Source organism: Leisingera aquaemixtae (assembly GCF_019801145.1).
Taxonomy (GTDB): domain Bacteria; phylum Pseudomonadota; class Alphaproteobacteria; order Rhodobacterales; family Rhodobacteraceae; genus Leisingera; species Leisingera aquaemixtae_A.
On sequence record NZ_JAHVJQ010000001.1, the window covers coordinates 748,338 to 770,010 of the forward strand.

Here is a 21,673-nt window from a genome sequence, read left to right on the forward strand (position 1 = left end):
CGCAAGGGGCATTGCCGGATTGCCGGGCAATCCCGCGGATTTCCGGCCCCCGAAAACGAAAAAACACGCCCTCGAAGGGGCGTGTTTCCGGTTCTGCGTCCGAGGGAATGACGCGTCAGAACTTCCAGCGGGCGCCGGCCAGGATCACATCGGCGTCCTGGTAGGTGGTGGCGCTGGTGTCGTCGTAGGAATAGTCGCGGTAGGCTAGGTAGGTCTCGACGTTCAGCGCGTCGATCTTCTGGACCGCGGCCACGCCCCAGGATTCGGCGCTGTCGCCGTCGGTGACCATGTCGGAGCCGTCGTAGTAGTCGACCGAGAAGGAGGTCGAGCCGGCAGAGATCAGGTCCGCGGTGTAGCCCAGCTTGGCATAGGCATAGGAGCCTGCGATGTCGCGCTCGCCCGCAGCCAGGTTCAGCGACAGGCCGGTGGCCTTGTGCAGTACCGCAAAGGAGCCGGAGATGTCGCGGTAGTCTTCCTCACCGGTCTGTTCGGTCCAGGAGGCGCCGATGCCGGTGTCGATGGCGAAGCCCGCCGCGTCGTCATTGGCCCATCGCACCGCGACGTCATAGCTCTCGCGGTCGTTGGCGTCCTTCAGCACGTCGGTGCCCCAGGAGGTCGACAGGGTGAAACCCGCGAGGTCCGGCGAATCATAGCGGACGCGGCCCAGGCGGCCGCCGTCCAGATCAGTGAAGGCATCGCCGATATCCACGCTGCTGAGCGCGCCGGCGCCGGTGCGGAAGGCATAGCCGCCCGCCGAGTCGGCGACCGAGTTGGATGAGCCGAGGCCGGTGCCGGAGAAATCAGCGCCGGTGATGCCGTCGGTCGCCATCGAGCCCTGACCGGCCGAGAAGCGGCCATAGCGCGCGGTGTCGAACTGGAAGTCGACATGGCGGATGTTGGTGCGGTCCCAGCTCAGGTTGTCGCCGGTCGTCAGCTGGCTGACACCGTCAGAGCCGCGGAAGCCGAACGCGGTTTCAAAACGGAACCGCAGGGTGTTCTCGCCGTAAGCCTGCTCCAGCTCGAAGCCGACGCGCGAGTTCGACGCCTCGTTGTCGACCAGACGGTTGAAGTCCTCTTCGCCGTCGTCAAAGGACTGGTAAGCGGGGTTGAACTGGCCGTACCAGCGGAAGCTGCCGCCGGTGTCATTGGTGTAGGTGGGGCCTGCAAATGCCGGGGCCGCAAGTGCCGCTGCGAGGGAGGCTGCGCCGGCGCGGGCTGCAATCTTGGTTTTCATTTTCTGTCTCCTGTTCCGTCGCTTACGGCCGCTGTCCGGCACAGGCCGGCGCAGGAGCCGAGGGAGCCTCCGTGCGCGTGGCATGAAGTCCGGGTCAGATGACCGCTGCGACAATTGTGAAAATCTGCTCGTGGCAAAAAATCACCTGCACCCTAGCGCTGGCACGGACCGGGAGATGTGAAGACGATTACGTTTGCGCCCCGCCTGACGCAAAGCAGCTATGCCGCGTGCGCAACCCTGGGCCGGACTTCAGCCGGGTCCGCCGCCGCCGGAGACCAGGGCAGCCCGCAAACGAAAAGCGCCCCGGGTTCCCGGAGCGCTCTTTGACGTTTCGAAGCTTGCTCTGCAGGTCAGAACCGCCAGCGCGCGCCCAGAACCCAGGTTGTCAGATCCTGATAGGTCGCAGCGGCATCCTCATATTCATACTCCTGATAGGTCAGGTAGATATCGGTATTTATGCTGTCGACCTTCTGGGCCACGCCGACGCCCCAGCCCTTGGCGCTGGAGCCGGTGACATTGAAGTCCTCGCCGTCGTAGTAATGCACCCCGAGCCCGGTCTTGCCCCAGGGCAGCCAATTGTCGGTCTCATAGCCGATCTTGGCGTAGTAATAGCTGGGATCGCTGGCCCCCGCCGCATCGTTGTCCCGGCTGCCGCCTGCAACGGTGAAGCTGATGCCGCTGTCCAGCAGCACCGAGGCAGAACCGATCACGTCGGAGCGTTCATCGCCGGCATCGTCGCGCACCTGGTAGGCCAGCGAGGCGGCGAAATTGGTGGAACCGAACTCCTGCCCGTAGCGCAAGCCAATGTCATAGTAGTCGGCGTCGTCTCCGGACGACAGGATGTTCTGGCCCCAGGCGATGCCGGCAGAGAAGCCGTTCAGATCCGGGGTGTCATAACGGATGCGGCCGCGGCGGGAGCCGTCGAGGTTATCAAAGGCAGAGGCAACCGCAGGCCCGCTCAGCGCGCCCGCCGTGTCCCGGAACAGGAAGCCCGCGTTGGCGTCCGCGGGATAGGAATAGAGCGCCGTGCCGACATAGGAGAGGTCGGTTTCAGCGGCGCCGTCCGCCACCATGCTGCCCTGCCCGGCGGAGAACTTGCCCCAGCCTCCTTCCAGCCAGAAGTCCACGTGGCGCAGGTCGGCGCGGGTCCAGCCGCTGTAGTCCGAGCCGAACTGGTTCACTTCGGTCGAGTTCGGGAAGCCCAATCCGGTTTCGAACCGGAAGCCGAAAGTATTGGCCCCGATCGGCTGAATCAGCCGCAAGCCGACGCGGGAGCGGGACAGGTCATTGTCGAGCAGGTTGGTTTCGGTCTGTTCGCCATCGTCGACCGAGATGATGGCGGGGTTGAACTGGCCATAGATTTCAACATAGCCGCCGGAGTTGTTTTCGTATTTCAGCTCAGCCAGGGCCGGCTGTCCCAGGACGCACAAAGCGGCGCCCGCCGCGGTGGATGTTTTCAGAAGACGTTTCACGGCCATCCCCCTTAGTAACAATATACTGATGAACATTTGTGTCGGCCGCTGTTCGCAATCGGCCGGGGCGAAGTATAGCACAGGCGCGGCCAAAGCGGAAAATCTATCCGGCCTCAGGGTTAAACCGGCCATCGGCTGCCGCGACCTGGAGCTGAAGCCACCTATGCAAATACGCTGGAAAATGGTGCGGGTGAAGGGACTTGAACCCCCACGCCTTGCGGCGCCAGAACCTAAATCTGGTGCGTCTACCAATTCCGCCACACCCGCACGGCACGAAAGGCGTGCCCCTCGTGTGACGCGCTCAATAGCAAAGCTTGGCGGGGGATGCGAGCGGAAATCGCGCCCCGCAGGCCATTGTGCAAAACGGCAACAATCCGTCCGGAATATCGCAACAATGAGCGGTTTTTCGCGCAAAAAGGCTGGGCCTGGAATCCGGTTGTGCCGTAGTTTGGCAAAAAAAGTCTGAGGCAGACAAAGCGAGCAACAACATGAAACCGTTTGGAAATGCGGCCCTGCGCGCGCAAATGGCGATGCGCGGCCAGGCACAGCCCCGGCGGCTGTTTCAAGGCAGCCAGAACATCAGCCTCTTGCGCGGCACCATCGTGCTGACCCGCGAGGGCGAGCGCGCCGCCGAGGATATCAAGGCAGGCGACAGCCTGATCACCCGCACGCAAGGCATGGCCCAGGTAGAGGCGGTGCGGACCCGCCGCGCGATGCTGCAGGCGGTGTGCTTTGCCGCCGGCTCGCTTGGCGACACCCTCGGCGAGGGCGATCTGACCGTGCCCTGGGACCAGCGCATCCTGGTGCGCGACTGGCGCGCCAAGGCAATGTTCGGCCAGCCGCAGGCGGTGGTGCCGGCCTATGAGCTGGTGGACGGCGAATTCATCCGCGACCTGGGCCTGCAGATGATGGAGCTGACGGTGCTGGAGTTCTCCCGCCCGCATGTGATCTATGCAGGCGGTCTGGAGCTGTCTGCGGCCGCCGCGCCGCAGGAGGACCTGCGCCCGGCGGCCTGAGGCGGCTTACATTCCCAGCTTGCGGAACACCGCCGGGATCTGCTCCGGCAGGTCCTCGGCGATCAGGCCGGGGCCGAAGTTCAGCGCGCATTCGACGTGGATATAGGCAGCAGTTTCCGCCGCCTGCATCGGAGTAAACCCGCGCGCCATCAGCCCGGTGATGAACCCTGCCAGCACGTCGCCTGATCCGGCCGTGGCGAGCCAGGGCGCGGAGCGCTCGTAATGGGCGGAATTGACCGAGCAGCGCCCGTCCGGTGCGGCGATCACAGTGTCCGGCCCCTTGAACAGCACTACGCAGCCTGCGCGTTTGGCCGCCTCTCGGGTGGCATCCACCTTGGAATAGGCAGGGCCGGTGGTTGCGGGAGCGTTCAGTTTCGCGGCCAAGTCCGGGAACAGCTTGGCAAATTCGCCGCCATGCGGGGTGAGCACGCAATTCTCGTGCAGAAGGTCGAACAGCGCTTCCGGCTTCAGCTCGAACCGGGTGAGCGCGTCGGCGTCCAGCACGGTGGCGCGTTTTTCCTTCAGCACCGCCATCACTACCGCCTGGGTGTCCGCGCCGCGCCCAAGGCCCGGGCCAAGGCAGACCGCGTTGAAGCGTTCATCCTCCAGCAGTTCGCTGACCCCGTGCGCCCCGTCGATCTGGCGCAGCATGATCGCGGTCAGATTGGCCGCGTTTTCGAACATCGCCGAGCGCGGCGAGCCGACGGTGACCAGACCAGCCCCGATCCGCAGGGCACCGCGGGCCGCCAGCCGCGCCGCGCCTGTTTTGCCGTGGCCACCTGAGAGGACGAGGGCGTGGCCGTGGGCGTATTTGTGGTCTTCCCGGTTTTTCGGCAGCGACGTTGTCCGCTGGCGGTCATCAACGAGCGTAACAAAACCCTCACCGTCCTTCCCGCCTTCATCCAAACCTGGGAAATCACCATGCCAGGGCCGGATCACATTGCCAGTTTTCACCCCGCCCAGCCCAATATCCACGGTTCGCAAGTTCCCGCAGTACGCCGGCCCTTCATCAACGAAATGCCCGATGCGAGGTCTGTGAAAGGTGACTGTAAGCCAGCTCCAATTACCGCCGTATTCCTGGCAAAGGGCGCGTCCGCTGTTCATGCAAAGGCCTGTCGGCGCATCAACCGCGACCATCCGGCCAAATGTTCTGCCTTCGGTGTACAGTTTGGTCAGCGGCTCAAGAATGTCGCTGTCCGGCGCACGCGATAACCCGGCACCAAAGATTGCGTCCACGAAAAGGCGGCCCTCCGCGTTGCCAACGGCGGTTTTGCTCCAGGGCTTCACTGCGCCTGCACCCAATCGCTCGTAATTCGCCTTCGCATCCGGCGGCAGCTTGTCCGGGTCTCCATAAAGGAACACCTCCACCTCCCAGCCGCGCTCCTTCAAGAGCCGCGCCACCACAAAGCCGTCGCCGCCGTTGTTGCCCGGCCCGCACAGGACCACCGCCCGGCGCGGCGTTTCATCTTTCCCCAAATTCTCCGGGGGGCGTTCTTGGTTGCGCCATTGGTCCGAGCGACCAATGGACGACGAGCAGCCGGCCCCTCGCCCTTCTGCCAGTTCCGGCCACTCCTCGAAGATGGCATCGACCACCCCCTGCCCGGCCCGCTCCATCAGTTCCAGCCCGGTCACCTCGCCGGACGTGATGGCGGCCTGTTCGATGGCCCGCATCTGGGCTGCGGTCAGCAGTTCGGTCATGTTTTGCCCTTCCCCGATTCAATTCTGCGCATTTTCCAGGCGCAGTGCTTAATTTTTAGGCAGCCGCGATCAAATCCTGCCCACAATTGCCGCAGCCGCACAGCTCTGCATTGCTGCCTTCATTTAGAAGTGAAATGACACCCCCAACAAGCTTGCGAGGAGCCAAAGCCGATGAAAAAGATCGAAGCCATCATCAAGCCTTTTAAACTCGATGAGGTGAAGGAAGCGTTGCAGGACGTCGGCGTCCAGGGCCTTTCGGTGATCGAGGTCAAGGGCTTTGGCCGCCAGAAGGGCCACACCGAGCTGTACCGCGGCGCCGAATACGTGGTCGACTTCCTGCCCAAGGTGAAGGTCGAGGTGGTGCTGGACGACGATCAGGTCGACCAGGCGATCGAGGCCATTGTCGATGCCGCCAAGACCGACAAGATCGGCGACGGCAAGATCTTTGTCTCGCCCGTCGAGCAAGCGATCCGCATCCGTACCGGCGAGACCGGCCCGGACGCACTGTAACCGAATTCAACGAATATCCTGACATCTAAATCAGAAGGACCGAGGGAATGAGCGCAGACGCAGTTCTCAAGCAACTCAAAGACGAAGACGTCGCCTATGTCGACATCCGTTTCACCGACGTGCGCGGCAAGCTGCAGCACGTGACCGTGGACGTGGACCTGGTGGACGAAGACTTCCTGGAAGAAGGCTTCATGTTCGACGGCTCCTCGATCGCCGGCTGGAAGTCGATCGAAAACTCCGACATGAAACTGATGCCGGACACCACCTCGGCCTATATCGATCCGTTCTACGCCGAGAAAACCCTCTGCATCCATTGCTCCATCGTTGAGCCCGACACCGGCGAGAGCTACGAGCGCGACCCGCGCGGCACCGCACAGAAGGCCGAAGCCTACCTGAAATCCTCCGGCATCGGCGACGTCGCCTACATGGGCCCGGAAGCGGAATTCTTCCTGTTCGACGACGTGCGTTACTCCAACACCATCAACAAGGTGTCTTACGAAGTTGACGCAACCGACGGCTCCTGGAACACCGACGCCGAGTTCGAAATGGGCAACATGGGCCACCGCCCGGGCCTGAAGGGCGGCTACTTCCCGGTGAACCCGACCGACGAAGCGCAGGACCTGCGTTCGGAAATGCTGTCGACCATGAAGCGCCTGGGCATGAAGGTCGACAAGCACCACCACGAAGTGGCCTCCTGCCAGCACGAGCTGGGCCTGATCTTCGACAGCCTGACCAAGCAGGCCGACGAGCTGCAGAAGTACAAATACGTGATCCACAACGTGGCCCACGCCTATGGCAAGTCGGCAACCTTCATGCCGAAGCCGATCTATGGCGACAACGGCTCCGGCATGCACGTCAACATGTCGATCTGGAAAGACGGCAAGCCGCTGTTTGCAGGCGACAAGTATGCTGACCTCAGCCAGGAAGCGCTGTATTTCATCGGCGGCGTCCTGAAGCACGCCAAGACCCTGAACGCCTTCACCAACCCGGGCACCAACTCCTACAAGCGCCTGATCCCGGGCTTCGAGGCTCCGGTTCTGCGCGCCTACTCCGCCCGCAACCGCTCCGGCTGCGTGCGTATTCCGTGGACCGAAAGCCCGAAAGCCAAGCGCGTCGAGGCCCGCTTCCCCGATCCGAGCGCAAACCCCTACCTGTGCTTTGCCGCGCTGCTGATGGCCGGCCTGGACGGCATCAAGAACAAGATCGATCCGGGCGAAGCCATGGACAAGAACCTGTACGACCTGCCGGCCGAAGAGCTGGAAGGCATCCCGACCGTCTGCGGCTCGCTGCGCGAAGCACTGGACGCGCTGGCGGCCGACCACGACTTCCTGCTGCAGGGCGACGTGTTCACCAAGGACCAGATCGACGGCTACATCGAGCTGAAGATGGAAGAGGTCCACAAGTACGAGCACACCCCGCACCCGGTGGAATTCGGCATGTACTACAGCTGCTAAGCTGATAGGCCAGACACAGAAAGGGCGTCCTTCGGGGCGCCCTTTTTCTGTTTCAGCGTTTAGCGAGGATGGCCCTGGCCGCTGATCGCTCAGTCCGGACAGGACCGGGCGCGTCCGCGGAAGCACCGAAAATCCGCTGAGGCGCGCGGCAAGCCGTCAGGGCGCCTGGGTTGTGCCCTGCACCATCGCGGTATCGTAGAACTCGCGGTACTCATACATGCGGCCATCTGCCCAGCGGGTGACAAAAGCAACGGGCGTGTCGAATTCTTTCTTTGTTTCCCTGTGCTTCCAGCGGGTGCGCCCAAGGCCAACAACGGTGTCCCCTTCGGACACTGTTTCGCTGACCTCCCATTCCAGCATTTCAAAGGTGCTCAGCAGCCCGTTCAGATAGCGTTCGAAGTCCTCGTAGCACTCGCATTGGGCGGTGAACGGAACGCCATGCTGCCCGTTCGCCAAGGAGAAAAGCTTGAAATCCTCATTCACATAATCCCGCCACATCGCCGGGTCGCTCCCCTTGCTCTCATTCCACTTGCCCCAAGCCTCATAGAGCAATTCCGCATTTGATTTGGTTTCGTCCGCCATTTCCATCTCCCCCACTCGTCACAAAACTACAGGCGGCGCCGCGAGCAGTGGCGGAGCCCCCTTGCCCTTAAGAGTATACCACATTCAGGCGAGTCCCGCATTTTGCGTACACGCAACCTGTTATAGCCCTTCCACCGGAAGCGGGGCGTGGATCGCCTCTTGTCTCAGGATGGCCCCTGCTGTATCCCGGCGCGCTCCCGCTGCTGACAGGAGCCTTCCCATGACCGCCCCCAATACCCTTGGCATCGACTTCGGCACCTCCAACTCGGCGGCCGGGATTGCGGTCGCAGGCCGTCCCTGGCTGGTGGAGATGGAGCCGGGCGAGCAGACCCTGCCCACCGCGGTGTTCTTTGAGGAAGGCAGCCGCAACATGCGGATCGGCCACAGCGCCGCGAGGGCCCTGATCAATGGCGACGAGGGCCGGTTCATGCGGGCGCTGAAAAGCCTGCTGGGCACGCCGCTGCTGCAGGAAGAGCGGCGGCTGGGCGGAGAGCGGCTGAGCTTTGCCACCCTCATCGCGCGCTTCCTGGCAGAAATGAAGGCCCGCGCCGAGGCGGCAACGCATATGCAGTTCACCCATGCCCTGTCAGGGCGGCCGGTGCGGTTCCATTCCAAGGACGAGGACCGTAATGCCCAGGCCGAACGGGACCTGCGCGCCTGCTACCTGGAGGCGGGGTTTCAGGATGTGCTGTTCATGTATGAACCCGAGGCCGCCCTGCGCGCCGCCGCGCCGGCGCCGGGCCTGGGGCTGATTGTCGATATCGGCGGCGGTACCTCCGACTTCACCGCCTTTGAGCAGGATGCCGGCGGGGCAACCCGCATCCTGGCCTCGCACGGGGTGCGGCTGGGCGGCACCGATTTCGACCGGCAGTTGAGCATCCGCCATGTGATGCCTTTGCTGGGCCGGGGCAGCCAGATCCGCAACAGCTTTGGCGGCGGCACCCTGCCCGCGCCGAACCGGCTGTTCAACGATCTGGCGACCTGGCAGATGATCCCATTTCTTTATGCGCCTGAAAGCCGCCGCGCGGCGCGGGACCTGGCCGCCAACGCGGTGGAGCCGGAAAAGCTGGCGCGGCTAGTGGCGGTGCTGGAGGATGAGCTGGGCCATGAGCTGGCCTTTGCCGTGGAGCACGGCAAGATCCGCGCCAACGCAAGCGATGGCGCGGCGCTGATCGACCTCAAGCTGCTGGAGCGCGGGCTGTCGGTGCCGCTGGACGCGGCAGGCATGACGCAGACGCTGGCGGAGCAGACCGCCGCCATCGGCGCCTGCGCGGCAGAGACCCTGGCGCAGGCCGGGATTGCGGCGGGCCGGGTCGAGCGGATTGTCCTGGTCGGCGGCTCTTCGCTGCTGGCGGCGGTGCAGGCGGAAATGCGTGCGCTGTGCCCAAATGCCCGGCTGGAAACGGGAAATGCCATGACCGCGGTTGCAGACGGGCTGACGCTGGCCGCGGGCACCGCCTTTGCCTGAGGAAATGGGAACCAATGAAAGCTTTTCCCGTTAGACAAGGGGCGCAAGCACGTTAGGCTGAAAGCCACGAGTCACATTTCGAGAGTTTTCTTCATGCGCCGGCTGATTGCCCCTGCCCTGATTTCCGCCCTGCTTGCCTCCCCTGCCCTTGCCGCCAATTGCGGCAACAGCTCTGCCGGGTTCGATGCCTGGAAGCAGGCATTCAGCGCCGAGGCCAAGCGCGCGGGCGTCCGCAAGGCGGGTCTGCAGGCACTGGCCAATGCGCAGTATGCCCGCCGCACCATTTCCGCCGACCGCAACCAGAAGAGCTTCAAATACTCGCTGGAGAAGTTCATGCAGATCCGCGGCTCTGCCACCATCGTGGCGCAGGGCCGCAAGCGCAAGGCGCGCAATCCGGATTTCTATGCCTCGCTGGAGCGCAAGTACGGCGTGCCCGCGGGGGTGCTGATCGCCATCCACGGGATGGAAACCGCCTTTGGCAATTACATGGGCGACAGCCAGGTGGTCTCAGCCATCGTGACGCTGACCTATGACTGCCGCCGCTCCGATTTCTTCCGCCCGCACGCGCTGGGGGCGCTGAAACTGGTGGATCAGGGCGCCATCACTCCGGCCACGCTGGGCGCCAAGCACGGCGAGCTGGGGCACACCCAGTTTCTGCCGGGCAACGCGCTGGCCTACGGCCAGGACTGGGACGGCAACGGCCGGGTGGATTTCTACAACATGGGGGATGCGCTGGCTTCCACCGCCAATTACCTGCGCCAAAAGGGTTGGAAACCCGGCAAGGGCTACCAGCCGGGCGAACCCAACTACCGCGTACTGAAGGAATGGAACGCGGCCAGCGTCTATCAGCAGTCGCTGGCCATCATGGGCCGCCAGATCGACGGCTGAACCGGCGCCGCACCGCCCTGTTCAGAAAGTTCCGCGCCCGCCCCTGCGGCGGGCGTTTGCCCTGGCAGAACCGTGCCAAAAACAGTCGGCGCGATTCACGCGGCATTGTAGGCCTTGGGGCATCAATGTGTCCGAAGGCCGCCACAGTTGAGCCGCATTCGACCCGGGAAATTGAGACCTCAACCAGATAATTCAGTTGAATTTCATCAAGTTATCCGCCGCCACATTTCGCGGCGGGTAATCGCGGCACTGTCTTTGCAATTGGTCCTCCCCGCCCAACTTTCAACTACTTCAAATTTTATTGTTTCTCTATCGGCACCCTGAATGGAGGATCCGGACAGTGGCAGAGAATGTGCAGTATACAGGCAGACTGGGGCTGGAAAGCCGCGAGGCCGGGACCCTTTCCGCGGCGGTGAACGCGGTTGTGGACACGCTCGACGATTTCGGCCATCCGGCAGAGAAGATCGAGGCGCGCGCGGAGAATACCGCCAGGCTGCAATGCGATCATTACCTGGTGACGGTACGCCTGCGCCGGGTGCCGCTGCGGCGGGCCAGCAAACTGCCCAGCAGCGTCATGCAGCCGGCAGCCCTGCTGGAGCTCACGCTGTCGCCTGTCTTCCCCGGCTACTGCGACCAGGAAATCTCTGAACTGCTGCTGGCCGAAACCCTGCGGCGCCTGCTGGCTTCGCTCGAGGCAACCTCGGTCGAGTGGTTGGACTGCGGTGTCGCACTGACCTGCGAGCAGTTCCTGAGCGTCTTCGCCCCCGAGGACCGCATCGCGGAACAGCCGGCGGCTGCGGCCTCTGCCACCGTTGCCCGCCAGCTGGAGCGCACCGCAGCCCCCAAGCCGCGCGGCCGGGATTGCTTCACGCCGGTCGATCAGACCGCAATGGTGCTTGACGCCCATTGCGACCGCGCCTTTCAGGCGGCCCAGGCCCGCAAGGCCGCCGCAGCCGCAGACTCAGCTGCGGCCCGCACACGCGCCGGCAGCCAATTGATGGCCGGACCCCCGAACCGCGGCTGGGGCGGCCAGCTGCGGGCCTCGGCACTGGCCGCGTTCAGCCTGACCGGCCCGCGGCGTCTGCGGTTCATCAGCCATCTGCTGCTGCTGACGGCCCTGGTTCTGTATCTGGAGAGCGCCGGCATGGTGCAGGCCGCCCGGCCGCTGATCCCCTAGGCCGGAGTTCCGGCCGGCACCCCGGTCTGCATCCCGTCCGGGGCGCCCCATTGGCGCAGCACGTCTGCGCGCGCGACCACGCGGGTGTGGATGGCAAACACCACCGCGCGGGTTTGAGGCAGCCGCAGAATCATCTGCTTTTCGGTGCGCAGATACCCGGCGCGGCTGCCGTGCGATTTGTCCCGCGGCGCAAACTGGCTGCGCGGCTGGAACAGCGCGGGATCCTGGTACCACAGGGCATTGAACCGCCACAGCGGCCGCCCCGCCTGCACCCCGTCAAACAGCCGCTGGACGCGGGCGGCCACGTCGCTGCCGTAGCTGTCCACCGGCTGGTGGATGCCGGTCAGCGGGCGCATGAACTTCTCCGCCAGCGTCCAGCTTGCCGGAAAGCACAGAACCGCACCGGTCAGTACATGCTCTGCCGCGCCTTCCGGTTTCTGCAGCAGGCAGAAATCCTGCTGGGTGAGGCGCCCCAGGGTGCCCAGCGGATCCTGCCGGTCGACTGCAACTCTCTGCCCGTCAGCCCGCACCGCAAAGGCGCCGGCGCCGGGATCAATGCCGTTCAAAGCCACCTCCAGCAGTTCCTGCGCTGCAGCAATCGCGCCTGGGGCCAGCTGCAGGACCGCCTCCCGCCGGGCGGACAGGAGGTGCTCGCGTTCGGCCATCTGGCCTGCAAAGGCGTCGTCCGCCGCCAGCCAGCCCTCAGCCGGAAGCGGCTGGATGCCGGGGAGCTTTACCTCCGCGAGCGGATTGTAGGGGACGGTTTTCTGCAGAATCGCGGTCATGCCCCAGCGGTAGCACGCTGCGCAGGGGAATCCAGCCGCGACGCCGCATCACGGGTCAGAAACGACAGCCGAATCCGTCGTTTTCGGCAGCGATTCCCGGCGCCAGCAGAGCCACATTGGACAGGACTGTGCAGCAAGGACTTCCCGGCATGAACGAGCATTACCGCGACATCCGCAAGATTGACCCGACCCGCGGCGCCAGACTGGGCGACAACACCCCTAACGACAATAACCGGGTCGAGATCGGCCCGACCCAGCTGGCCTTTGCCGAATGGGCTGAGGCCGGGCTGCAACTGCCTGACCTGCAGGCGCTGCGCAGCTTCCGCTGGGAACGGCTGACACGTTTCATCAACGACCGCGGCTATGGCGGCCTCTTGGTGTTTGATCCCCTCAACATCCGCTATGCGACCGATTCCACCAACATGCAGCTATGGAACACCCACAACCCGTTCCGGGCGCTCCTGATCTGCGCCGACGGCTACATGGTGCTGTGGGATTACAAGCAGTCGCCGTTCCTCAGCGAGTTCAACCCGCTGGTGCGGGAGCAGCGCGCCGGTGCCGACCTGTTCTACTTCGACCGCGGCGACAAGATCGACGTGGCTGCCGACAAGTTTTCCAACGAGGTGCGCATCCTGCTGGAGGAGCACAGCGGCAGCAACAAGCGGCTGGCAGTGGACAAGGTGATGCTGCACGGGCTGCGCGCACTTGAGGCGCAGGGGCTGGAGATTTTCCCCGGCGAGGAGCTGACCGAGAAATGCCGCGCGGTGAAAGGCCCGGACGAGATCCTGGCGATGCGCTGCGCCCATCACGCCTGCGAAACCGCGGTGGCGGCGATGGAGAAATACGCCCGCGAACAGGTGCCCGGCGGCAATATCTCTGAAGACGACGTCTGGGCAGTGCTGCACGCGGAGAACATCCGCCGCGGCGGTGAATGGATCGAAACCCGGCTCTTGGCCTCAGGACCGCGCACCAACCCGTGGTTCCAGGAATGCGGCCCCCGTATCATCCAGAACAACGAAATGATCAGCTTCGACACCGATCTGGTCGGCTCTTACGGGATCTGCATCGACATCTCCCGCAGCTGGTGGATTGGCGATGAAAAGCCGCGCCCCGATATGATCTATGCCATGCAGCACGGGCTGGAGCACATCCGGCACAACATGGAAATGCTGAGACCGGGCGTGAACATCCAGGAGCTGTCGCGCGGCTGCCATGTTCTGGACGACCAGTTCCAAAAGCAGAAATACGGCTGCATGATGCACGGCGTCGGCCTGTGCGACGAGTGGCCGCTGGTTGCCTATCCGGACGCCATGGTCGAGGGCGCCTTCGACTATGAACTGGAGCCGGGCATGGTGCTCTGCGTCGAGGCGCTGGTTTCTCCGGAAGGCGGCGATTTCTCGATCAAGCTGGAGGACCAGGTGCTGATCACCGAGGACGGTTATGAGAACCTGACCAGCTATCCCTTTGACAAGGCGCTGCTGGGCGAGGCCTGAGCACTGCAGCCGGCCCCTTCCGCACGAAGGGGCCGGGACGGCCTGCGGCGGCGCCGGGCGCTTCCGATTAACAATGGAGCTTGAGGAACGGCGCCAGCTTGTCGCGCAGCACCAGCACGCCGGGCGAGTCGGTCACTTCCTCCAGCTGCTTCAGCGGAACCCAGGCCAGGGCGTGGGATTCATCGCTGGGGGCAATCTCCCGCGCCTCCGCCTGAAACAGGTAGCGCACGTCGTAATGCAAATGCGCGCAATCCCGGGCATTGGCCGGGATTTCGTGAATATCGACATCGAACACCTGCGCCGACAGCGGCCTGATCCGCTTGAGTCCGCTTTCCTCGTAAGCTTCCTTCAGCGCCGCAAACGGCACATCGGCAATGCCGTCGCAATGGCCGCCCAGCTGGAACCAGCGATTGAGCTTCTTGTGATGGGTCAGCAGCACGCATTGCATGTCCGGTGACAGCACAAAGGCGGAGCCGGTGACATGGCCGGTTTCCGGGTTGCGGCCAAAGGCCTGCGGCTCCCCCGCGCAGAATTCCGTCAGGCGCTGCCACATGCCGCGGTCCCGCGCGGTTTGCGGGCTGTAACATCCAATGCCTCTCAGGGCGCTGCTGCTCATCTGCCTTCACCTTCCCGTTACGTTCCGGCCCGTTGCCTTGTTCAGGGCCAAATGAGCGCTCAATCTATGCGGAACACGCAACAAAGGCCACGCCCATGCCCACGGAACGGATTTCCTTCACCGGCCACGCCGGAAACACCCTCGCTGCCCGCCTCGACCTGCCCGAGGGGCCGGTGCTGGCCACAGCGCTGTTTGCCCATTGCTTCACCTGCTCCAAGGACATTCCGGCAGCGCGGCGGATCGCCGGGCGGCTGGCGGCGATGGGAATAGCGGTCCTGCGGTTTGATTTCACCGGGCTAGGGCATTCCGAGGGGGAGTTCGAGAACACCACCTTCAGCTCCAACGTGGCGGACCTGATCAAGGCGGCGCAGTATCTCGCGGCGCGCAACATGGCGCCAGCACTGCTGATCGGCCATTCGCTGGGCGGTGCTGCGGTGCTGCGAGCCCGCGCGGGCATCCCGTCGGTCAAGGGGGTGGTGACGCTGGGGGCGCCGTTTGATCCGGGCCATGTCTCTCATCATTTCGATGCCGCCCTGCCGGAAATCGAGGCCAATGGCCGCGCCGAGGTGTGCCTGGGCGGCAGGCCGTTTGTGATCGGCAAGGAGTTTGTCGACGACATCCATGCCGAGGCGCTGGCGCCTGCGATTGCGGACCTGAAGGCGGCGCTGCTGGTGCTGCATGCGCCGCGCGATGAGACCGTGAGCATCGACAATGCCGCGTCGATCTTCACCGCCGCGAAACACCCCAAGAGCTTTGTCACCCTGGATGACGCCGACCACCTGATCTCCCGCGCGGCAGACGCCGAGTACGCCGCCGAGGTCATCGCCGCCTGGGCCGGGCGCTATGTCAAAATGACCCCGCCCGCGCCGCCGCCCGGCGCGCCGGAAGGCATCCTGCGGGTGACGGAGGCGGATCCGTCGGGCTTTTTGCAGGACGTGCAGTCCGGCCCCTATCACCACGCATTTGCCGATGAACCGCTGGCCTATGGCGGCACCAACCGCGGCATGTCTCCATACGGGTTTGTCGCCGCGGGTCTGGGCGCCTGCACCTCGATGACGCTCAGGATGTATGCGCGCCGCAAGGGCTGGCCGCTGGAGGGGATCAGCGTCGATGTGAGCCACGACAAGGTGCATGCGCAGGACGCGCTGCCCTCGGGGCCTGCCAAGATCGACCAGTTCACCCGGGTGGTGCGGCTCTGCGGCCCCTTGAGCGGGGAACAGCGCGCGCGGCTTCTGGAAATCGCCGACAAATGCCCGGTGCACCGGACGCTGGAAAGCGGCGCCAAGGTGGTGACCCGGCTGGAGACAACGGAGCACGCCGAGGCCTGACACCCCGCTAAAACCGGCAGTGCTCCCGCGCTCGGACAGTGCAGTCGTGAGAACCCGACTGCTGCGGAATTTGCGCCACATCAAAGTCCCGCCACACAATCCCGATCATGCTGTGTCCACGCCCGGCCGCCGCCGGGCATGGGAGGAGAGACATGGGACTTTTCGCAAAACTCGGGCGTAGCAGCGATCTGGTGCAGGGCATGGCCAGCCGTCTGGGCATCGATTATGGCGGCATCGTCGCCGCGGACCCGCAGGCGCAGGGCCAGAAATACATGCGCGCGGTCCTGCGCTGCAGCACCTGCCGCAATCAGGACGGTTGCAGTGAATTGCAGCAAGAGGTGACCGAGCTGGCCGAGGCGCCATCCTACTGCCGCAACGCGCAGTTGCTGGCGCATATGCGGGAGAGCTGACCGCCGCCTTCCCCGGTGTCTGCGTCCGCTGCAAGTCAAACCGGCTTGCGGCGCACAGGGCTTTTACGGCTGCTCACTCTTCCGTCTCAGCGTAACGCCCCGTGGTGGCCTCGCCGCTCTCACCGACAAACCGCAGGGCCTCGCCGTCGCTTTCCAGCGTGTAACAGGCCCACAGGTCCGAAGGCGGCCAGGCGGAGCAGTATTTGCCGTCCCGCACATCCCAGTAGCCCCAGCTGTCATGGCCCGCATTATAGAGCGTCCGGCCCGAGGCGCGGAACTCCTGCCAGGCGCCGCTGGTGTAGACCAGCCGCTTACCCTCCAAAGCCGCCCGCACTTTTTCGCCGCTCAAGCTGCGCCATTCGCCGCCCCAAACCGGCGAAACCACACATGATAACGCAATCATCAGGGCAATCTGCCTCATCCCTGCCTCCCAGCCTTGCTGTCCTGCCTTTGCTGATCTAAGAGGCCGGGCATCTGCTGCGCAATCACATAAAGGTGCCTTCGCCCATGATCCCCCGCTATTCCCGCCCCGAGATGGTCGCAATCTGGTCGCCCGAGACCAAATTCAAGATCTGGTACGAGATCGAGGCCCACGCCTGCGAAGCCATGGCCAATCTGGGGGTGATCCCGCGCGAAAACGCCGACGCGGTGTGGAAAGCCAAGGACGTGGAATTCGACGTCGCCCGCATTGACGAGATCGAAGCGGTGACCAAGCATGACGTGATCGCCTTCCTCACCCACCTGGCGGAGCATGTGGGCTCCGAAGAAGCACGTTTCGTGCACCAGGGCATGACTTCGTCGGACGTGCTGGACACCTGCCTGAACGTGCAGCTGGTGCGTGCAGCCGACATTCTGCTCGATGGCATGGACAAGGTACTGGCGGCGCTGAAGAAACGCGCGCTGGAGCACAAGAACACCGTGCGCGTCGGCCGCAGCCACGGCATCCACGCCGAGCCGACCACCATGGGCCTGACCTTTGCCCGCTTCTATGCGGAGATGGACCGCAACAAGAACCGCCTGGAAAAGGCCCGCTGGGAAGTCGCCACCGGCGCAATCTCCGGCGCGGTCGGCACCTTTGCCAACATCGATCCGGCGGTTGAAGAGCACGTCTGCGAGCAGCTGGGCCTGCGCCCGGAGCCGATCTCGACCCAAGTGATCCCGCGCGACCGCCACGCAATGTTCTTTGCCACCTTGGGCGTCATCGCGTCCTCGATCGAGAACGTCGCCGTTGAGATCCGCCACATGCAGCGCACCGAGGTGCTGGAAGGCGCGGAGTTTTTCTCGATGGGCCAGAAGGGCTCCTCGGCGATGCCGCACAAGAAGAACCCGGTTCTGACCGAGAACCTCACCGGCCTCGCCCGCCTGGTGCGCATGGCGGTGATCCCGGCGATGGAGAACGTGGCGCTGTGGCATGAGCGCGATATCTCGCATTCCTCCGTCGAGCGCGGCATCGGCCCGGATGCGACCATCACCCTGGATTTTGCCCTGCACCGCCTGGCCGGCGTTGTCGACAAGATGCTGGTGTTCCCGGAGAACATGCTGGACAACATGAACAAATTCCCTGGCCTGGTGATGTCGCAGCGGGTGCTGCTGGCGCTGACCCAGGCAGGCGTCAGCCGCGAGGACGCCTATTCCATGGTGCAGCGCAACGCCCTGAAGGTCTGGGAAGAGCGCGTCGATTTCCGTGAGCTGCTGCTGGCGGATGCGGACGTGGTTGCGGCCCTCGGCGAAGAGGCGATCAACGAGAAATTCGACATGGGCTACCACACCAAGCATGTCGACACGATCTTCCGCCGGGTGTTCGGCGAGTAAGCCGGCCTTAGTATGAAGCAAACGACGCCCCGCCCTCCGGCGGGGCGTTTTCTTTTCCGCCGGGCAAACGCCTTTGTGAACAAAAATACAGACCCAAGCCCTGGTTCGAAGGATAGAATAGGCCAAACATTGCATTTGGAGTTCTTGAGATGCGTATTCTTGCCTTGGCCGCCGCGCTGTCCCTGCCGGTGACGGGATTTGCCGCAAGCGGCAATGACTGGAACCCGCCGAAACCCACCGAGACCACCAAGATCTGCAAGGGAAAGCGGGTTTGGGACGATGACAAGAAACGCTGCGTCCGGCCCCGGAAGTCCTCCCTGAACCAGCAGGGGCTGCTGGAGGCGGCGCGGGAGCTGGCCTATGCCGGGCGGCAGCAGGATGCGCAAGCGGTGCTGAGCGCGATTGCCGATCAGAAGGACACCATGGTGCTGACCTACTGGGGTTTCACCCACCGCAGGCTGGGCAATCAGGAGCTGGCCCAGAGTTTTTACGATCAGGCGCTTGTGCAGGATCCGGACAATGTCCTGGCCCGCTCCTACATGGGCCAAGCCTTTGTGGAACAGGGAAAATACGGCGCAGCCAAGGCGCAATTGAAAGAGATCAAGGCACGCGGCGGCGCTGGCAGCTGGGCCGAGGCCTCGCTGCGCAGCGCGCTGAGAACAGGCAAGACCTACGACCACTAGGCTTCAGGCTTTCTTTACGGCTTGCCGCGTAATCTGCCCCCGACGATTGAGAAGAATCTTTTCTAGGGTGCGAGAATGCCTCAAGACGATATGCTGGCGCTTCCGATGGATTTGGGCGGGGGCGGAATGGGCGGAATGGATATGGGCGATTTCGCCGCTCCGGCACCGTTGGGCGGCCTGGATGCTGGCGGCCTCGGCGGCGGAATGGGCGGCGGCGCGGCGGCAGCACCGGCCGCGGCCTCCGGCCTCAGCGGCAAGGCCAAGGCGGCCATCATCGTCCGGCTGCTGCTGAATGAAGGCGCCGAAATTCCTCTTGAAGAACTGCCGGATGACCTGCAGCTGGAACTGACCCAGCAGATGGGCCGGATGAGCATTGTCGATCGTGCCACGCTCAATGCGGTGGCGGGCGAATTCGCCGATATGCTGGACAATGTCGGCCTGCATTTCCCCAACGGCCTGGCCGGGGCGCTGAGCGCGATGGAAGGTAAGATCAGCCGCTACACCCACAACCGCCTGCGCAAGGAAGCCGGCGTGCGCCAGTTCGGCGACCCTTGGGAACGGCTGAAGCAGCTGCCGCCGGAAGACCTGGCGCAGCTGGCCGAGGCGGAAAGCACCGAGGTGGCCGCGGTGCTGCTGTCCAAGCTCGACACCGCCAAGGCTGCGCAGATGCTGATCCATCTTCCCGGCCCGGTTGCCCGCCGCATCACCTATGCCGTCAGCCAGACCGCCAATGTCACGCCGGACACGGTCGACCGCATCGGCCTGTCGCTGGCCGCCCAGGTGGAGGCACGGCCCGATCTTGCGTTCGATCAGACCCCGGGCCAGCGGCTTGGCGGCATCCTGACCGAAGCCGCTGCGGCCAAGCGCGACGAGGTGCTGACCGCGCTGGACGAACAGGACGAGGAATTTGCCATCAAGGTGCGCAAGGCGATCTTCACCTATGCGCTGATCGGCGAACGGATGAAGCCGCTGGATGTGCCCAAGCTGATGAAGGTGCTGTCGCAGGCCGATCTGGTTACGGCCATGGCCTTTGCCACCGACGAGGAGGACGTTGCAACCAGCGAATTCCTGCTCAAGAACATGTCCAGCCGGATGGCCGACAACATCCGCGACGAAGTGGCCGAGCGCGGCAAGGTCAAGCGCAGCGACGGCGAAACCGCCTTTGGCCTAGTGATTTCCGCCATGCGCGACCTGGTGGCAACCGGCGAGATCGAGCTGAAATCCGAAGAAGAGGACGAAGACAGCTGAGCCCCGGCGCGCCCGGCTCCATCCGCCGCGCAGCATTGCGGCGGCAGACAGCTGCAGGCGCCGCCGCAGAGCTGCTTGTGCCTGCTGCCGCCGCTGCGTATGATGCAGACTTCCGGGCGCATTTCTGCGCCGCAGCTATCCAGACGCCATGCCCGCAGATCCTTCCGAGCTCTCCGCCCTGAGCCATGCCAGATACTTTGGCAGCAACCTGTTTCTGCGCGGTCTGCTGCTGGCGGCCGGGCTGGTTCCCTACCGTCTGCGGGTCCCGATGATGGGCCGGCTGGTCACTGCCATGGGGCGTCTGGCGGGGTTCGACAAGCGGGTCCGCGACAACCTCAAGCTGGTCAGCCCGGAGCTGTCGGACCTGGACCCGAGCGCGCTGTACCGGGACGTCAGCGACAATGCGGGGCGGATGATCGCGGAAATCTACGCAGGCAAGCCGTTTCATGACCGCGCCAAGGCAGCGCCGATCACCGGCCCCGGCCTGCAGGCCCTGGAGGACGCCCGCGCGGCAGGCCGCCCGGTGCTGCTGGCCACCGCGCATTTCGGCAATTACGACGCTGCCCGGGCCGCCCTGGTGGCGCGCGGACACGAAATGGGGGCGCTTTACCGGCGCATGGCGAACCCCTATTTCAATGAGCATTATGTCGAGGCTATCAAGAAGAACGGCGAGCCGATGTTCGAACAGGGCAAGCGCGGCATGGTGGAGCTGGTCCGGCATCTGAAGAAGGGCGGCATTGCCGCCATCGTCACCGATCTGCACGCCCAGGGCGGAAAGCCGATCGACTTTTTCGGCAAGCCTGCGGTGACCTCAACCGTGCCGGCCGAACTGGCGCTGAAATTCGGCGCCGCGCTGATCCCGGTCTATGCGGTCCGCCAGGACAACGGTCTGGACTTCGAAATCATCATGAACGCAGAGATCGCGCCCTCCGATCCGCTGACGATGACCAAGGCGCTGAGCGCGGATCTGGAATCGATTGTGCGCAAGCATGCCGGGCAGTGGTTCTGGATTCACCGCCGTTGGAAATTCCGCAAGCGCAAGTCCAAATCCGGCCAGCGGGCGAAGCAGGCCTCCGATACGGCCTGACGGTCAGTCCACGCGCGCGGCCGCAACAATGCGGCCAAAGGGGGCAGCCTGAACCAGCACTGCCGCGGGCAGGCCGCCGGGTGCGGGAACCAACACTTCCAGCTCCTGCGTGCCGTCCCATTCGGCCGCAACTTTCCAGTCCTCGACCACATTGGCGTAGGTGAACGTCCTGCCGGCCAATTCGCCACGGGTGATGCTGACGGTGCGTTCCGGAGTAAAGCGCACCAGTTGCACCAGCAGCTTGCCTGCAGGCATCTGCCCGCGCGCCTGCAGCCGGATCTGCAGCTCTTCCCCCTGGCGGCTGACCATCAGCGCCACCGGACGCGGCTGTTTGCTGTGCTTGCCGATGGCCTCTTCCACCTGGACCGCATCGGCACCCACCACATCCTCCTGCCCCATGATGATCATCTGCGGCGTATAGATCATCCGGCGGCCGCCCGCATGGGCATATCCCTTTTGCCGCTTGGCGTGGGCGGGCCTGGCGAATTTGTCTTTCCAGCCGATGTAATCCCAGTAGTCCACATGCAGCGCCAGCGGCAGCACATCCGGGCGCGCGGCCAGTTCGTGCAGCAGCGCGTCGGCTGGCGGGCAGGACGAACACCCCTGCGAGGTGTAGAGCTCGACCACCACCGGCTCTGCTGCGGATTGGCCGTATACCGGCAGGGCCAGGGCCGCGACGGCCGCAATCGACGCCAGGAATCTCATGAATCGC

21 protein-coding genes and 1 tRNA gene are annotated in these 21,673 nt (G+C 64.3%); 13 read left to right on the plus strand and 9 right to left on the minus strand.

The features are described from left to right. Positions 1-115: 115 nt before the first annotated feature. The 3 genes from KUW17_RS03670 to KUW17_RS03680 all read right to left on the minus strand — a co-directional run bounded on the left by KUW17_RS03670 (position 116) and on the right by KUW17_RS03680 (position 2,973). The gene (locus KUW17_RS03670; RefSeq protein WP_222475985.1) at positions 116-1,234 is read right to left on the minus strand and encodes a porin; all 1,119 of its coding nucleotides are present in this window, start codon (positions 1,232-1,234) and stop codon (positions 116-118) included. Between the two features lie 350 nt (positions 1,235-1,584). After that, entirely contained in the window at positions 1,585-2,712 is a 1,128-nt protein-coding gene (locus KUW17_RS03675; protein ID WP_222475986.1) for a porin, read from the minus strand. A 176-nt stretch (positions 2,713-2,888) separates the two neighbouring features. After that, positions 2,889-2,973: transfer RNA gene (locus tag KUW17_RS03680), tRNA-Leu, on the minus strand. Between the two features lie 221 nt (positions 2,974-3,194). On the opposite strand from KUW17_RS03680, the gene KUW17_RS03685 reads away from it, so the two are divergent. Further along, on the plus strand, positions 3,195-3,722 hold the full coding sequence (locus KUW17_RS03685; RefSeq protein WP_222475988.1) for a Hint domain-containing protein: 528 nt from the start codon (positions 3,195-3,197) through the stop codon (positions 3,720-3,722). A 6-nt stretch (positions 3,723-3,728) separates the two neighbouring features. Here KUW17_RS03685 and KUW17_RS03690 read toward each other — a convergent pair whose 3' ends face one another. Next, on the minus strand, positions 3,729-5,420 hold the full coding sequence (locus tag KUW17_RS03690) for an NAD(P)H-hydrate dehydratase (RefSeq protein WP_222475990.1): 1,692 nt from the start codon (positions 5,418-5,420) through the stop codon (positions 3,729-3,731). Positions 5,421-5,591: 171 nt separating this feature from the next. Here KUW17_RS03690 and KUW17_RS03695 point away from each other — a divergent pair, with 171 nt between their 5' ends. Together KUW17_RS03695 and glnA are read left to right on the plus strand one after the other, a co-directional pair. Then, complete coding sequence (locus KUW17_RS03695) at positions 5,592-5,930, plus strand: P-II family nitrogen regulator (RefSeq protein ID WP_008554830.1); 339 nt, start codon at positions 5,592-5,594, stop codon at positions 5,928-5,930. 47 nt (positions 5,931-5,977) lie between these two features. Then, complete coding sequence (glnA, locus tag KUW17_RS03700) at positions 5,978-7,384, plus strand: type I glutamate--ammonia ligase (RefSeq protein ID WP_222475992.1); 1,407 nt, start codon at positions 5,978-5,980, stop codon at positions 7,382-7,384. A gap of 156 nt (positions 7,385-7,540) precedes the next feature. Here the strand turns inward: glnA and KUW17_RS03705 are convergent, their stop codons facing one another. Beyond that, positions 7,541-7,966, minus strand: a complete 426-nt coding sequence (locus KUW17_RS03705) for a nuclear transport factor 2 family protein (protein ID WP_222475994.1) — start codon at positions 7,964-7,966, stop codon at positions 7,541-7,543. Positions 7,967-8,186: 220 nt separating this feature from the next. On the opposite strand from KUW17_RS03705, the gene KUW17_RS03710 reads away from it, so the two are divergent. From KUW17_RS03710 to KUW17_RS03720, 3 genes are all read left to right on the plus strand, one after another. Beyond that, positions 8,187-9,434: an Hsp70 family protein gene (locus KUW17_RS03710; protein ID WP_222475995.1), complete on the plus strand. Its 1,248-nt coding sequence runs from the start codon at positions 8,187-8,189 to the stop codon at positions 9,432-9,434. 93 nt (positions 9,435-9,527) lie between these two features. Next, positions 9,528-10,322, plus strand: coding sequence for a lytic transglycosylase domain-containing protein (locus KUW17_RS03715; protein WP_222475996.1), 795 nt, complete (start codon positions 9,528-9,530; stop codon positions 10,320-10,322). Between the two features lie 340 nt (positions 10,323-10,662). Continuing rightward, positions 10,663-11,499 (plus strand): hypothetical protein, encoded by an 837-nt coding sequence (locus tag KUW17_RS03720; RefSeq protein WP_222475997.1) that lies wholly within the window; start codon positions 10,663-10,665, stop codon positions 11,497-11,499. Here KUW17_RS03720 and KUW17_RS03725 read toward each other — a convergent pair. Continuing rightward, on the minus strand, positions 11,496-12,284 hold the full coding sequence (locus tag KUW17_RS03725) for a heme-dependent oxidative N-demethylase family protein (protein ID WP_222475999.1): 789 nt from the start codon (positions 12,282-12,284) through the stop codon (positions 11,496-11,498). The two genes, KUW17_RS03720 and KUW17_RS03725, sit on opposite strands and share 4 nt — an antisense overlap. Before the next feature lie 149 nt (positions 12,285-12,433). Here KUW17_RS03725 and dddP point away from each other — a divergent pair, with 149 nt between their 5' ends. Next, positions 12,434-13,777: a dimethylsulfonioproprionate lyase DddP gene (gene dddP / locus KUW17_RS03730; RefSeq protein WP_222476000.1), complete on the plus strand. Its 1,344-nt coding sequence runs from the start codon at positions 12,434-12,436 to the stop codon at positions 13,775-13,777. A gap of 67 nt (positions 13,778-13,844) precedes the next feature. Here the strand turns inward: dddP and KUW17_RS03735 are convergent, their stop codons facing one another. Continuing rightward, on the minus strand, positions 13,845-14,393 hold the full coding sequence (locus tag KUW17_RS03735) for an NUDIX hydrolase (protein ID WP_222476001.1): 549 nt from the start codon (positions 14,391-14,393) through the stop codon (positions 13,845-13,847). Between the two features lie 95 nt (positions 14,394-14,488). Between KUW17_RS03735 and KUW17_RS03740 the strand changes: the two genes are divergently transcribed. Beyond that, on the plus strand, positions 14,489-15,721 hold the full coding sequence (locus tag KUW17_RS03740) for a bifunctional alpha/beta hydrolase/OsmC family protein (protein WP_222476002.1): 1,233 nt from the start codon (positions 14,489-14,491) through the stop codon (positions 15,719-15,721). 152 nt (positions 15,722-15,873) lie between these two features. Then, a complete protein-coding gene (locus KUW17_RS03745; protein ID WP_222476003.1) occupies positions 15,874-16,131 on the plus strand; it encodes a DUF6455 family protein in 258 nt (85 codons plus the stop codon). Between the two features lie 73 nt (positions 16,132-16,204). Here KUW17_RS03745 and KUW17_RS03750 read toward each other — a convergent pair whose 3' ends face one another. Then, positions 16,205-16,552 (minus strand): hypothetical protein, encoded by a 348-nt coding sequence (locus tag KUW17_RS03750; RefSeq protein ID WP_222476005.1) that lies wholly within the window; start codon positions 16,550-16,552, stop codon positions 16,205-16,207. 86 nt (positions 16,553-16,638) lie between these two features. Between KUW17_RS03750 and purB the strand changes: the two genes are divergently transcribed. The 4 genes from purB to KUW17_RS03770 all read left to right on the plus strand — a co-directional run bounded on the left by purB (position 16,639) and on the right by KUW17_RS03770 (position 20,961). Beyond that, on the plus strand, positions 16,639-17,943 hold the full coding sequence (gene purB / locus KUW17_RS03755) for an adenylosuccinate lyase (protein WP_222476008.1): 1,305 nt from the start codon (positions 16,639-16,641) through the stop codon (positions 17,941-17,943). Positions 17,944-18,092: 149 nt separating this feature from the next. After that, positions 18,093-18,626, plus strand: coding sequence for a tetratricopeptide repeat protein (locus KUW17_RS03760; RefSeq protein WP_222476011.1), 534 nt, complete (start codon positions 18,093-18,095; stop codon positions 18,624-18,626). 75 nt (positions 18,627-18,701) lie between these two features. Further along, positions 18,702-19,874 (plus strand): flagellar motor switch protein FliG, encoded by a 1,173-nt coding sequence (locus KUW17_RS03765; protein ID WP_222476013.1) that lies wholly within the window; start codon positions 18,702-18,704, stop codon positions 19,872-19,874. Between the two features lie 148 nt (positions 19,875-20,022). Then, the gene (locus KUW17_RS03770; RefSeq protein ID WP_222476015.1) at positions 20,023-20,961 is read left to right on the plus strand and encodes a lysophospholipid acyltransferase family protein; all 939 of its coding nucleotides are present in this window, start codon (positions 20,023-20,025) and stop codon (positions 20,959-20,961) included. A gap of 3 nt (positions 20,962-20,964) precedes the next feature. Here the strand turns inward: KUW17_RS03770 and KUW17_RS03775 are convergent, their stop codons facing one another. Beyond that, on the minus strand, positions 20,965-21,666 hold the full coding sequence (locus tag KUW17_RS03775; RefSeq protein ID WP_222476017.1) for a DUF1223 domain-containing protein: 702 nt from the start codon (positions 21,664-21,666) through the stop codon (positions 20,965-20,967). Between the last annotated feature and the right edge of the window lie 7 nt (positions 21,667-21,673).

Coding starts and splice junctions, on each gene's coding strand:
- KUW17_RS03760 (WP_222476011.1), top strand. CDS start 18,093: ATGCGTATTCTTGCCTTGGCCGCCGCGCTGTCCCTGCCGGTGACGGGA.
- KUW17_RS03715 (WP_222475996.1), top strand. CDS start 9,528: ATGCGCCGGCTGATTGCCCCTGCCCTGATTTCCGCCCTGCTTGCCTCC.
- KUW17_RS03670 (WP_222475985.1), bottom strand. CDS start 1,234: ATGAAAACCAAGATTGCAGCCCGCGCCGGCGCAGCCTCCCTCGCAGCG.
- KUW17_RS03770 (WP_222476015.1), top strand. CDS start 20,023: ATGCCCGCAGATCCTTCCGAGCTCTCCGCCCTGAGCCATGCCAGATAC.
- glnA (WP_222475992.1), top strand. CDS start 5,978: ATGAGCGCAGACGCAGTTCTCAAGCAACTCAAAGACGAAGACGTCGCC.
- dddP (WP_222476000.1), top strand. CDS start 12,434: ATGAACGAGCATTACCGCGACATCCGCAAGATTGACCCGACCCGCGGC.
- KUW17_RS03690 (WP_222475990.1), bottom strand. CDS start 5,420: ATGACCGAACTGCTGACCGCAGCCCAGATGCGGGCCATCGAACAGGCC.
- KUW17_RS03740 (WP_222476002.1), top strand. CDS start 14,489: ATGCCCACGGAACGGATTTCCTTCACCGGCCACGCCGGAAACACCCTC.
- KUW17_RS03765 (WP_222476013.1), top strand. CDS start 18,702: ATGCCTCAAGACGATATGCTGGCGCTTCCGATGGATTTGGGCGGGGGC.
- KUW17_RS03685 (WP_222475988.1), top strand. CDS start 3,195: ATGAAACCGTTTGGAAATGCGGCCCTGCGCGCGCAAATGGCGATGCGC.
- KUW17_RS03745 (WP_222476003.1), top strand. CDS start 15,874: ATGGGACTTTTCGCAAAACTCGGGCGTAGCAGCGATCTGGTGCAGGGC.
- KUW17_RS03750 (WP_222476005.1), bottom strand. CDS start 16,552: ATGAGGCAGATTGCCCTGATGATTGCGTTATCATGTGTGGTTTCGCCG.
- KUW17_RS03775 (WP_222476017.1), bottom strand. CDS start 21,666: ATGAGATTCCTGGCGTCGATTGCGGCCGTCGCGGCCCTGGCCCTGCCG.
- KUW17_RS03735 (WP_222476001.1), bottom strand. CDS start 14,393: ATGAGCAGCAGCGCCCTGAGAGGCATTGGATGTTACAGCCCGCAAACC.
- KUW17_RS03710 (WP_222475995.1), top strand. CDS start 8,187: ATGACCGCCCCCAATACCCTTGGCATCGACTTCGGCACCTCCAACTCG.
- KUW17_RS03725 (WP_222475999.1), bottom strand. CDS start 12,284: ATGACCGCGATTCTGCAGAAAACCGTCCCCTACAATCCGCTCGCGGAG.
- KUW17_RS03705 (WP_222475994.1), bottom strand. CDS start 7,966: ATGGCGGACGAAACCAAATCAAATGCGGAATTGCTCTATGAGGCTTGG.
- KUW17_RS03675 (WP_222475986.1), bottom strand. CDS start 2,712: ATGGCCGTGAAACGTCTTCTGAAAACATCCACCGCGGCGGGCGCCGCT.
- purB (WP_222476008.1), top strand. CDS start 16,639: ATGATCCCCCGCTATTCCCGCCCCGAGATGGTCGCAATCTGGTCGCCC.
- KUW17_RS03695 (WP_008554830.1), top strand. CDS start 5,592: ATGAAAAAGATCGAAGCCATCATCAAGCCTTTTAAACTCGATGAGGTG.